We start from the raw sequence: 11,593 nt of genomic DNA on the forward strand, positions 1-11,593 counted from the left end.
CTTTCAACTAAGGCAGCAGGCGCCCAGCGGTAGTGTGTCATTCACGCTGGCTTCGCCCGGTGTCACGGACAGAATCAGGATCCTATGTCTGCCAGAACCCCCATCGTCCTGAGGGACGCTGATCGAGACGACGCAGCAGCGCTCATCGCATTGTGGTCAGAGTGTGCCGCGGCCAGTCAGGATGAAGGTTCTGAAGCATTCACGCAGCAGGCATTGTGGCGTGAGCCCGGAGTGGCCGAGGCTTCTGCTGCTCTCGACATCAACCTCGGGCAGCCTAACAAGCGCATAGTCGTGGCGGTCGCAGATGACGAGATCATCGGAGCGACCGTTTTCTCTGTCAACACGTTGACGCCGATCAGCCTCACCCGCGTCCTGATCGTCACCGAGATCCAGGTCTCGCCACGCTTCCGTCGTCGTTCGGTCGCCTCGATGCTGCTGTCGGCGGCCGCCCATCACGGTGAGGACCACAACTGCGAGATCGTGGTTGCGTCGATCCCGGTGCACTCGCGCGAGCCGCAACGCTATCTGGCCAAGATCGGGTTCAACCAGATCGCGATCGTACGAGCAATCCAGGCCAGCAAGCTTCGCTCGCGTCTTTCGGGCAAGGCCACCAACTCGCGAGACACCGGCAAGCTCATTGCCGTACGCAGGACACTCCGCCGCCGTCAGGTCGACGCGCAGGGTGTCGGCACCCGTCACTGACTCTGTGTCCGGGTTGGAGGCTAGAGTCGCCGGTGTGGACCGCCTACTTCTGATCGACGGCCATTCCGTCGCCTATCGCGCCTTCTTCGCCCTCCCTGTCGAGAACTTCTCGACCACGACGGGACAGAGCACCAACGCGGTGTTCGGGTTCACCTCGATGCTGATCAACGTCCTCCGCGACGAGAAGCCGACGCACGTCGCGGTGGCCTTCGATGTCTCGCGTCAGACGTTCCGCCTGGAGCAGTACGCGGACTACAAAGGCAACCGTTCCAAGTCGCCGCCCGAGTTCAGCGGTCAGATCCCGCTGATCAAGGAGATCCTCGACGCACTTCACATCCAGACGTTCGAGAAGGTCGGCTTCGAAGCCGACGACATCATCGGCACCCTGTCGACGCGTGCCGAGGCTGCGGGCATGGAAGTCCTGATCTGCACCGGTGACCGCGACGCCCTGCAGCTCGTCACAGACCAGACCACTGTTCTCTATCCCCGCAAGGGTGTCTCCGACCTGGCGCGCATGACGCCCGCTGCGGTCGAGGAGAAGTACGCCGTCACACCCGAGCACTACCCGGACATTGCCGCGCTCGTCGGTGAGACAAGCGACAACCTCCCCGGCGTGCCCGGTGTCGGACCCAAGACAGCAGCCAAGTGGATCAACCAGTACGGCACGCTCGATGCGTTGGTTGCAGACGTCGACAACATCCCCGGCAAGGCGGGGGAGTCACTTCGCGAGCACCTTGACGACGTGCTCCGCAACCGCCGCATCAACGCGCTGATCCGAGATCTGGATCTGCCGGCAGGACCGGCCGATCTGGGCTTCGACACAGTGTGGGACCGCGAGGCGATCCATACGGTCTTCGACGCGCTGGAGTTCAATGCCCTTCGGGTCCGACTGTTCGAGGCTTTTGGTGAGGTCGAACCGCAGACCGAAGAAGGGTTCGACCTCGATGGCGTCAACGTCCAGCCAGGTGCCGTCGCTGCCTGGCTGGACGAACACTCGAAGCCGGGCGTACGTCTCGGTGTCCACGTTCAGGGCTCCTGGGGGCGCGGCACAGGCGATGTGGTCGGCATCGCCGTCGCATCTGACAGTGCTGCCGCGTGGATCAACGTGGACGAGATCACCGCAGAGGACGATGCTGCGATCGCAGCCTGGCTTGCAGATCCGCAACGACCCAAGGTGCTGCACGACGGCAAGGGCCCTGCTCTTGCGCTGGCCGCCCGCGGCTGGTCGCTCAAGGGTGTGGCCGCTGACACTGCCTTGTCGGCCTACGTTGTACGGCCGGACCAGCGTTCGTACGATCTCGCCGATCTTTCCGTGCGCTATCTCAAGCGCGAGCTGCGCGACGACTCCGAGCCGTCGGGACAGCTGACATTCGACACTGACAACGCCGGAGCCGAGTCCGGGATGCTGCGTGCCCGCGCGACACTCGACCTCGCCGCGGTGCTGGACGAAGAGGTCGAGTCGATCGGTGGCACACCGCTGGTGCATGACGTTGAGCTTCCGTTGGTCGCGACACTCGCACGTATGGAGCGCGCCGGCATCGCGATCGACGACGCACACCTGATCTCACTGGAGTCGGAGTTCGCTGCGCGAGCCCAAGACGCCGCCTCAGAGGCCTACGCCGCGATCGGCGGCAAGGAGATCAACCTCGGATCGCCCAAGCAGCTGCAGGTCGTGCTGTTCGACGAGCTCGGCATGCCCAAGACGAAGCGCACCAAGACCGGCTACACGACTGACGCGGAGGCGCTCCAGTCGTTATATGAAAAGACTGAGCACCCGTTCTTGCAACACCTGCTCGAGCACCGCGATGTCACGCGGTTGCGTCAGACCGTTGACGGTCTCCGGAAGTCGATCTCCGACGACGGTCGCATCCACACGACGTACGCGCAGACCATCGCGGCGACCGGACGACTCAGCTCCAACGACCCCAACCTGCAGAACATCCCGATCCGTACGGCATCTGGCCGGCGCATTCGTGAGGCGTTCTGCGTTGGCGAGGGCTACGAGACTCTGCTGACGGCCGACTACAGCCAGATCGAGATGCGCATCATGGCGCACCTGTCTGAGGACGCCGATCTGATCGAAGCGTTCAAGTCGGGCGAGGACTTCCACACTGTCACGGCATCCAAGGTGTTCTCGGTGCCCGCCGAAGAAGTCGACACCGAGCTCCGGGCACGTATCAAGGCCATGAACTACGGACTCGCGTACGGGCTGTCCTCCTATGGACTCAGCGCACAGCTCAACATCTCCACGGGCGAGGCGCAGGGGCTCATGGACGACTATTTCTCGCGATTCGGCGGGGTGCGCGACTATCTCCGCGGACTCGTCGACGAGGCGAGGCAGACCGGGTTCACCGAGACGATCCTCGGCCGCCGTCGCTATCTTCCCGACTTGGTCAGCGACAACCGCCAGCGCCGCGAAATGGCCGAACGTATGGCTCTCAACGCTCCGATCCAGGGATCTGCTGCCGACATCATCAAGGTCGCCATGCTCAACGTCGAGCGTGCGATTGACGCAGCCGGCCTCGGCTCTCGAATGCTCCTGCAGGTTCACGACGAGCTCGTCTTCGAAGTCGCTCCCGGTGAGCTCGATCAGCTGGAGAAGCTCGTGCGTGAGCAGATGGCGTCAGCGGCGGACATGTCCGTGGCGCTCGACGTATCGGTCGGCATCGGCAAGACCTGGCACGAAGCCGGTCACTAGTCAGCGTGGAGCGTCGGTGCGCTCGCCCGGCGTGATCCAGACGATCGCGGCCAGCGCGGCGGCGACGAGCGTCACGGTGACCACCAGTCCCGTGAACCCCACACCAAGTCCGTACGCCGCCGCGAGAACTGCAACGACTGCGGCCCACAGCATCACGACAACCCCGTGCGCGTGCCGTGCCAGTGCGTCAAACACGAGCAAGTGCACGATCGCCAGAAGGGATCCGGCGAGTGCGAACAACCACAGCCGGTCGGTCACCTCGTCGTACTGGTCGCCGCCCACCAGAATGAGCGCCACGTGGGGCAGCGCGGCGGTGGCGGCGACTGCAAGTGCCCCGAACCCGGCGACGAGCGTCACGGCTCGGAGTCGCGCGTGGTGCGTCGTCGCGCGCGCCAGGTCGGGAAACAGGACGACGCTGACGAACTGCGGAAAGAACAACGCCGCCTTGGCCAGAATCAGGCCGGACGCGTACAGACCACTGTCATGGCCGTCGAAGCGGTTGCGGGCGATCAGCGAGTCGAGATTGCTGAGCACGAAGTAGGCGAGCAGCGCGTGCGTCGACAAGACCGCTTCGCGCAGAAGTGGGCGGCGACTGATTGGGTGCCCGCCGTCAGAGTGGCCCATCAGCAGCTTTGCGCCGGCGACGACGGGGACCCACGCGCCGAGTGCGACGCCCACCATGGCTGATGTCGTGGTGGGGGAGACGATCAGTGCGAGCGAGCCGCCTACGATTCGGCCGATGCCGTTGCCGAGGAAGATTGCCGTCAGCGCGCCCCAGCGCGAAGTGCCCTGCGCGACACCAGCTTCGGCGCCCATGATCGTCAGTGGGACGAGTGCGGCGCCGCACAAGATGACGGGCCAGTAGCTGTCGAGCTTGAGTATGGGGGTCAGGACGACAGTTGACGCGGCGACGATGGCGCCGACCCCTGAGGCAACCATGACCGTCACGCGAGCGGTTGCGCTGATGATCTGCTCGCGCTGCTCGGGGTCGACCGCCAGCCGGCGTGCGGTCACAGCCTGCAGGCCGAGGGATGCGACGTTGCCGACCAGGATGATGCCGAGCAGTGCCGTGAGAGCTCCGAACTCGTGCGGGACGAGCATGCGCGCAGAGACGATGTTGAAGCCGTAGACGGCGATGTTCATACCCATCATCCCGGCGGCGACGAGAGTTCCCCCGGTCATCGTCTGCCGCTTGGACCTCACCACGGCACAATAGCCGTGGCTGGCCAACGCCACGACGAAAGGGCCAATGTGTCGCAACGCGATCATCTGCGCCGCTCGATCCTGCCGTTGTGGGCCTCCATCTTGGCCCTTGCCGTATGCGCGCCGCTCTTCTCGCGGGGCTACGTGCTGTCGTACGACATGGTCTGGGTTCCCCATCTCGACCTCGATCGGGCCGAGTTGTGGGGCCTCGGTTCAGCCCTCCCGAGAGCCGTCCCGTCCGACGCCGTGGTGGCTCTTCTGGGAACTGTCATCCCGGCGGCGGTGGTTCAACGGATCGTGCTGTTTGCCGCGCTGTTCCTGATCGCCACCGGTGTCGGACGCTTGCTGCGCAATCGCCCGATGGGGGCTCAGCTGGCAGGTGCCACGTTTGCGGTGTGGAACCCCTTCGTCGCCGAGCGCCTGGTGCTCGGTCAGTGGCCGTTGCTTCTCGCGGCGGCCGCGATGCCGTGGCTCATCGCTGCGCTGCTCGACGACGATGGGCCTCGCTGGCCTGTCGTCATATTTGCGCTCGCCGGTACGGCGCTCACTCCGGCGACGGGACTCATGGGTTTGGTGATCGTGCTTGTCGCCGCTGGGCGCAAGCTCCTTCTTCCCGTGCTTGGACTGGCGGGGCTCCTCAACCTGCCGTGGATCGCGGCCGGTCTGGTGCACTCCGGCGGACGTTCTGATCCGGCAGCGGTCGCTTTGTTCGAGGCTCAGGCCGAGGGCCACTTTGGCCGGCTCGGCTCGGTACTCTCGCTCGGCGGGATCTGGAACACCGAGGTCGTACCGACGTCGCGCACACTCGTACTCACCGTCGTACTGACTACCTTGATCGGCGCTGTGATCATCGCCGGTCTCGTGACGCTGTGGCGTGGTGAACGGCGACTGCTCGGCGTGCTCGCGGCCGCTGGCGTGGTCGGCCTCGCCATGGCACTCGCGGGCTGGCTGGCACCCGATCTGATCGAACGCATTGTGAGCGACGTACCTGGTGGAGGTCTCATACGCGATGGCACCCGCTGGCTGGCACTGCTGGTGCCGCTGCAGGCAGTCGCTTTCGGAGCGGGCGTCTGCGCGCTTCTCAATGCTGCCCGTACGTGGGTTGCGCCGATCGCGGTACTCGGCGTCGTGCTGCCGCTGGCGGCACTGCCAGATCTTGCCTGGGGAGTCGGCGGCCGTCTGGAACCGTCGACCTACCCCGCCTCGTGGTCTAGCGCCCGTACGGCGATCGCCGAAAGCGACATCAGCGGCGACATCCTGGTGCTGCCGTTCTCGGCCTATCGCCGACCCAGCTGGAACCACGACACGCCCGTCTTCGACCCAGCTGGCCGATTCTTCGACCGCACGACCATCACGAACGACGAGCTCGACGTCTCCGGGACGACGATCAAGGGCGAAGATCCACGCGCCCGGTTGATCAAGGACGTACTCGACGGATCCAACGTCCTCATGGAGCTTCCCAACGAGCACATTGGCATCATCGTGGTCGACACCGAGGCACCTGGTGCCGACGAGGCGCTGGGCCTGGTTGCGGGGGCGGATGAGTTGGATGTGGCCGGCGACGACCTGCGAGTGTTCACCGTCCCAGGTGCAGCCTCGGCGGACGTTTCCCCGGGCAACCGCAGCATCATGAGGTCGGCGTGGATCATGGCTGGCCTGACGTTGCTCGGCGGTATGGGTGCCGCGTTCCGCAGGTCAGACCGGAAGCTTGCGGAAGATGACCCGCGGGACGTGCCGCAGGCCTGACATCACGACTCGCATCGTGCCCGGCACCCAGATTTGTTCCTTGCCGTCACGCACAGCAGCGACGACCGCTTCGGCAACGGCCTCAGGTGTCGTTGCCAGAGGAGCCGGATCGAGTCCGTCGGTCATCTTGGACTTCACGAACCCGGGGCGAACCACCAGTACACGACCGCCCAGCTCACGCAGCGCCTCACCCAGTCCTGTGTAGAACGCGTCGAACCCGGCCTTGGTCGAGCCGTAGACGAAGTTGGACCGGCGGGGCCGCTCACCGGCCACGCTGGACAGCGCCACGATCACACCGTGGCCTTGCGAACGGATACGTGCGCCGAGGGCGACGCCAGTGGTGACGGCGCCGACGTAGTTGACCTCTGCGAGCTCTCGCGCGACATCAACGTCGGTCCACGCCTTCTCGGGATCGCCGAGCAACCCAAACGCCACGACGGAGAGGTCGATGTCTCCGTCGATCCCCGCAATGAGCGCACCATGGCTGGCGGTGTCGAGTGCCTCGAAGTCGACGGCGTTCACCGTGCATCCCTTCGCGGTCAGCTGTTGCATGGCAGCGTCACGACGATCGCCCGGGCGAGCCGCCAGCGTGACCACAAGGCTCGGCGACTGCGCGGCGTACGTCTCTGCGATCGCGAGGGCGATATCGGACGTACCTCCGAGCAGCAGGATGTGCTGGGGGATGCCGAGCGCGTTGATCATGGGTGCCTCACAGGTCGAGTCGTCGTGACAGGTCGGATCGGAACGTATGCGTGGGGTCGAAGCGTGCGCGCGTGGCGCGGAACTCATCGAGCCGTGGGTACATCTGAGCGAAGGTCGCAGCTGAGATGCGTGAGTCCTTGGCGAGATAGATGCGCCCACCTGCAGCCAGAACAAGCTGGTCAAGATGGTTGAGCAATGTGTCGAGCCCGGCTCGTACGGGCAGGTCGATCGCGAGCGTCCATCCGGCCATCGGGAACGACAGAGGAGCACGATTGCCGGGACCGAACCGCTTGAGCACGTTGAGTGACGACACATGGCCCGACTGGGCGATCGTCTCCACGATGGACGTGAACGCGGCTTCCTCACCGAAGGGCACTACGAACTGGTACTGACAGAAGCCCTTGGGACCGTAGACCCGATTCCAGTCCCCGACAACGTCCAACGGGTGGAAGAACTGGGTGATGTCCTGGATTTCGTCGGTCCGGTGACGCGGAGACTTGGCGTACCAGAGCGCGTTGAAGGCCTTGGCGGTGAATGGGTTGACCAGTCCGAATGGAAGCTCGACCGGTACGCGGCCTCGCTGCGGCGCGGCGAACTCCAATGCAGCTTGGCGCTTGTCCGGGTCGAGCGCCTCGCGTGTCGCGGTGTTGCCCCGCATGACGACTCCGCGGCCGAGAGCGTCGCCGGTCGTCGCGGTGTCGAACCACGCAACGGAGTAGGTGTAGTCGTCGTCGCCCGTCTCGAGTGTCTTGAGCAGCTGAGCCAGGTTGGACGTGCGTTCGGTGTCGACGACGAAGTACGAGGTCTCGACCTCTTTGAGCTGGATCGTCGCCTCCAGGACTACACCGGTCAGCCCCATCCCGCCGACCGTGGCCCAGAACAGCTCGGCGTTCTCGCCAGCTGGAGTCGCCGTCACGATGTCGCCGGACGCGAGCAGGATGTCGAGCTCGGACACGTGGTTGCCGAAGCTGCCGTCAACGTGATGGTTCTTGCCGTGCACGTCGGCGGCGATCGCCCCACCCACAGTCACTTGCCGGGTGCCGGGGACGACTGGCAGCCAGAGACCGAGGGGGAGCAGGGCACGAAGCAGATGATCGAGGCTGATTCCGGCCTGAACGCGGACGCTCGGTGCTCCGGAATCGACATCGACGACCGTGTCCCAATCAGTCAGGTCGAGAACGGTTCCGCCGGCATTCTGCGCAGGGTCCCCATAGCTGCGTCCCAGGCCGCGGGTGATGAGTCCGCGATCTCCAACGTTCTTGAGCTCATCGCGGAGAGCCTCAACGTCACCTGGGCGAGCGACACGAGCGGAACTCGCGCTCCTACCGCCCCAACCCGCGAGTGACTCGGTCACTTGGCGTACACACCGATCGCGAAGATCGTGAGCCAGCAGACTGCGATCAACTGCAGCACTCGGTCGCGCAGGACTGCTTCTTCGGGTTCTCCGGCGAGACCGCGGTCGATGTCGACCGAGTAGCGAAGTAGTCCCATCACGAACGGAGCGATCGAGATGGCCTGCCAGTCGACGCCAGTCTCGTTCTTGATCTCGAACGCCCACAGGCTGTACGCCGTGATGGTGACCGTCGCGGCCAGCGTCCAGACAAATCGCAGGTAGGAGACTGAATACTCCTCGAGCGTGCGTCGGGTACCGGCCTCATTGCCAACGCTGCGGAGCTCGGAGTATCGCTTGCCGGCCACCATGAAGAGCGACCCGAACGATGCGACGAGCAAGAACCACTGCGACAGCGGAACGTCGATCGCGACACCGCCGGCGATAGCGCGCAACAGGAATCCGGACGACACGATCGCCAGGTCGATGACGGGCTGCTCCTTGAGCCACAAGGAGTAGGCCACCTGAAGCCCAATGTAGACGCTGAGGGTGATCCCGAGGTCCCGATGGATTGCGAAACCAAGCCCCAATCCGGCAGCTGCGACCGCGATCGACGACAGCACTGCGGTGCGAACCGACACCTCGCCGGCAGCGACTGGACGTGACCTTTTGCGAGGGTGTTTGCGATCGTCCTCGACATCGCGAGCATCGTTGAAGAGGTAGACACCAGACGCCGCGAGGGTGAACGCGACGAAGGTGCCAATGATGATCGCGATGTTGTTGCCGTCGCCCAAGACACCGGCAGAAAGCGCTGCTGAGACGACCAGAATGTTCTTGGTCCACTGCCGCGGACGCATCGTCCGTACGAGGGCAGAAGCGGTGCGCAAGGGGGTCGGCATGATGTCTTCAGCCTAGTGCCGAGGGGGACCGCCACTACGGTCGAAACGGGCGTGTGCGCTTTTGTTGGTGACCCCTCTCGCTGGTAGACTTGGTCTGATTGAGGGAGGGACTCAACTGTGGGAACTATCACTGGCGGCATCGTCGCTTTTATCGCAGGACTTGGTCTGGCCGGAGCAACCGTCGTGGGAGTCGTCAATTCGCAGCAGAGTGCTGGCGAGAAGCCGATCGACGCAACGAGCAATGTGAGCTACGGATCCAACTGATCTTCTGAACAAGCTAGCGGGCGTCTCCTTCGGGAGGCGCCCGCTTCCTGTCTGTCTCAGACGGTGTGGATGGCTTCTGCGAACTCGCTCTGCGAGGCAGCCCAGGTGAACGTACGCGATTTCGCGAGAGCTCCCTGACCGAGGAACTCGCGCCATTCGTTGTCCTCGACGAGCTGGCGGATCGCGTCGGTGAACTCGTTGGGATCGTCGACGAGGACGCCCGAGTCCTTGTGGTCGATCGACTCAGTCGTGCCGCCAGCAGTGCTGTAGGCCACGGTCGGAGTCGCATGAGTGCCCGCCTCGCCAATCACGATGCCCCAGCCTTCCTTGAGGGACGGCAAAGCCATCACCCAGGACTGCGCGAGCAGCTCGTGCTTGGTCTGGTCATCGACGAAGCCGTGGAACGCGACGTGCTTGGAGACACCGCGCATCTCGGCGTACTCGACGAGCTCTTCGTCCCACCATCCGGCGCCGATGACGTCGAGCACGATCTCAGGGTGCGTGGAACTCAGCTCAGCGACAGCGTCGATGGCGTGCTCGACCTGCTTGTGCGGTACGAGGCGGCCGACAACGCTGATGCGTGGGGTCTCCGAGCGGACGGCGTCGACGTTCGGTGCAGGATCGTTGCCGTTGTGGACGATCGCGATGCGGTCTCTGTCGACACCGAGCTCGATCAGCTCCTGACGGGTTGCCGCCGACACAGCGACGTACTGGCTCTTGCGGTAGAGGCGTGGCGACAGCACGCTCTCGATCCACCAGCCGATCTTGCCGACCAGGCCGGGGTAGACGACGGGCCACTGCTCACGGTGCACGTGGTGGACCAGGACGACGACCGGCTTGCGGGTTGCGAGGCGGGTGAAGAACGGCAGGCCGTTCTGTACGTCGACGACGACGTCGACCTTGCCGTAGCGGCCGAACAGAAGCGCGAAGAAAGTACGCACGTAGATGTCCATCTTGCTGCCGCGGCGCACGAAACGTACGCCATCGATGGTCTCCTCGCGAGGCGCGTTGTCGTGCGTTGCGCAAGCGATCGTGACCGTGTGGCCGCGCTCAGCCAGACCGCGCGCCATGTTCTCGACATACCGCTCAGAGCCCCCACCTTCGGGGTTCTTCGTGTCGCGCCAGTTGCAAAAAAGTACGTGCATAGTGATGCCGCCCGAAGACGGCGCCTCCCTCAGATGCCGGCGGAACTGCCCGGCATTGCTCCCTCCGCAGGGTCTCCCAACACTGCGCGTTGCGTCCCTCAACGCAACTGCCTAATTCTACCAGAGAAGTGGGCTCACCCTCGGGTATCGTGCACGCGTGCCCGACCTGCCGTTCCGCCCCACGTTTCGGCGGTCGTGGCGGCTGTTCCGGGCGTTCCGGGTTGAGCAGTCAGACCCCGACCACTTCTACGGAACGCTCGCGCGCGACTCGGTCGACCAGATCGCAACGTACGCAGATCTCGAGGGCGCGTGGGTGCTCGACGTCGGCGGGGGACCGGGCTACTTCGCCGACGCATTTCGCGCCGCTGGCGCCACGTACAACTCCTTGGACGCAGACCTGGGCGAGCTCTCGGGACTCGGTGACCCCGAGCCAGGCACCGTGCTTGGCAGCGGAATGCAGCTGCCCTTCGCTGACGGCAGCTTTGATGTCACCTACTCCTCGAACGTGCTCGAGCACGTCAACAAACCGTGGACGATGGCAGAGGAGATGGTGCGAGTCACCAGGCCCGGCGGGCTCGTATTCCTCTCATACACGCTGTGGTTCGGGCCATGGGGCGGCCATGAGACGGCGCCGTGGCACTTCCTCGGCGGTCACCGTGCCGCGCGACGCTACGAGCGCAAACACGGTCATCCGCCAAAGAACGTCTTCGGTGAGTCCCTGTATGCCGTGACAGCTGCCAGCGGGCTCAAGTGGGCGCGTCGACAGACCGGGGCAGAGGTAGTGGCCCTCATCCCGAGGTATCTTCCTCGCTGGGCGTGGTGGGTGCTGCGCATACCCGGACTGCGCGAGGTGGTGACATGGAATCTCGCGATCGTGCTGCGCAAACGCTGAGCGACTCCAGGT

10 protein-coding genes are annotated in these 11,593 nt (G+C 64.7%); 5 read left to right on the forward strand and 5 right to left on the reverse strand.

The genetic code is table 11. The annotated features are described in order from the left end of the window. Nucleotides 1-84 precede the first annotated feature (84 nt). Nucleotides 85-702: a GNAT family N-acetyltransferase gene (locus tag V6M39_RS02395; protein ID WP_332642062.1), complete on the forward strand. Its 618-nt coding sequence runs from the start codon at nucleotides 85-87 to the stop codon at nucleotides 700-702. 34 nt (nucleotides 703-736) lie between these two features. Then, nucleotides 737-3,400, forward strand: a complete 2,664-nt coding sequence (gene polA, locus V6M39_RS02400) for a DNA polymerase I (protein ID WP_332642063.1) — start codon at nucleotides 737-739, stop codon at nucleotides 3,398-3,400. Here polA and V6M39_RS02405 read toward each other — a convergent pair whose 3' ends face one another. After that, the gene (locus V6M39_RS02405; RefSeq protein WP_332642064.1) at nucleotides 3,401-4,582 is read right to left on the reverse strand and encodes a polysaccharide biosynthesis protein; all 1,182 of its coding nucleotides are present in this window, start codon (nucleotides 4,580-4,582) and stop codon (nucleotides 3,401-3,403) included. 36 nt (nucleotides 4,583-4,618) lie between these two features. On the opposite strand from V6M39_RS02405, the gene V6M39_RS02410 reads away from it, so the two are divergent. Next, nucleotides 4,619-6,349 (forward strand): hypothetical protein, encoded by a 1,731-nt coding sequence (locus tag V6M39_RS02410; RefSeq protein ID WP_332642065.1) that lies wholly within the window; start codon nucleotides 4,619-4,621, stop codon nucleotides 6,347-6,349. On the opposite strand, the gene V6M39_RS02415 is transcribed toward V6M39_RS02410, so the two are convergent. From V6M39_RS02415 to V6M39_RS02425, 3 genes are read right to left on the reverse strand one after another with little or no spacing between them, the layout of a single operon-like run. Then, complete coding sequence (locus V6M39_RS02415; RefSeq protein WP_332642066.1) at nucleotides 6,299-7,051, reverse strand: decaprenylphospho-beta-D-erythro-pentofuranosid-2-ulose 2-reductase; 753 nt, start codon at nucleotides 7,049-7,051, stop codon at nucleotides 6,299-6,301. The genes V6M39_RS02410 and V6M39_RS02415 overlap by 51 nt on opposite strands. Nucleotides 7,052-7,058: 7 nt before the next feature. Then, nucleotides 7,059-8,405, reverse strand: a complete 1,347-nt coding sequence (locus tag V6M39_RS02420) for an FAD-binding oxidoreductase (protein ID WP_332642067.1) — start codon at nucleotides 8,403-8,405, stop codon at nucleotides 7,059-7,061. Then, entirely contained in the window at nucleotides 8,402-9,280 is an 879-nt protein-coding gene (locus V6M39_RS02425; RefSeq protein WP_332642068.1) for a decaprenyl-phosphate phosphoribosyltransferase, read from the reverse strand. The genes V6M39_RS02420 and V6M39_RS02425 overlap by 4 nt, the downstream gene beginning before the upstream one ends. A 117-nt stretch (nucleotides 9,281-9,397) precedes the next feature. On the opposite strand from V6M39_RS02425, the gene V6M39_RS02430 reads away from it, so the two are divergent. After that, nucleotides 9,398-9,544 (forward strand): hypothetical protein, encoded by a 147-nt coding sequence (locus tag V6M39_RS02430; protein ID WP_332642069.1) that lies wholly within the window; start codon nucleotides 9,398-9,400, stop codon nucleotides 9,542-9,544. A 56-nt stretch (nucleotides 9,545-9,600) separates the two neighbouring features. Here the strand turns inward: V6M39_RS02430 and V6M39_RS02435 are convergent, their stop codons facing one another. After that, nucleotides 9,601-10,689: a glycosyltransferase family 4 protein gene (locus tag V6M39_RS02435; RefSeq protein WP_332642070.1), complete on the reverse strand. Its 1,089-nt coding sequence runs from the start codon at nucleotides 10,687-10,689 to the stop codon at nucleotides 9,601-9,603. A 157-nt stretch (nucleotides 10,690-10,846) separates the two neighbouring features. Here V6M39_RS02435 and V6M39_RS02440 point away from each other — a divergent pair, with 157 nt between their 5' ends. Then, nucleotides 10,847-11,581 carry a class I SAM-dependent methyltransferase gene (locus V6M39_RS02440; RefSeq protein WP_332642071.1) on the forward strand — a complete coding sequence of 245 codons (735 nt, stop codon included), beginning with the start codon at nucleotides 10,847-10,849 and terminating at the stop codon, nucleotides 11,579-11,581. The last annotated feature ends 12 nt before the right edge of the window (nucleotides 11,582-11,593 follow it).

Source organism: Aeromicrobium sp., from assembly GCF_036675695.1.
Classification (GTDB): Bacteria; Actinomycetota; Actinomycetes; order Propionibacteriales; family Nocardioidaceae; genus Aeromicrobium.

What these genes read in the sequence shown, in the direction of transcription:
- V6M39_RS02395 (WP_332642062.1), top strand. Translation starts at nt 85, where the DNA reads ATGTCTGCCAGAACCCCCATCGTCCTGAGGGACGCTGATCGAGACGAC.
- V6M39_RS02405 (WP_332642064.1), bottom strand. Translation starts at nt 4,582, where the DNA reads ATGACCGGGGGAACTCTCGTCGCCGCCGGGATGATGGGTATGAACATC.
- V6M39_RS02415 (WP_332642066.1), bottom strand. Translation starts at nt 7,051, where the DNA reads ATGATCAACGCGCTCGGCATCCCCCAGCACATCCTGCTGCTCGGAGGT.
- V6M39_RS02425 (WP_332642068.1), bottom strand. Translation starts at nt 9,280, where the DNA reads ATGCCGACCCCCTTGCGCACCGCTTCTGCCCTCGTACGGACGATGCGT.
- V6M39_RS02435 (WP_332642070.1), bottom strand. Translation starts at nt 10,689, where the DNA reads ATGCACGTACTTTTTTGCAACTGGCGCGACACGAAGAACCCCGAAGGT.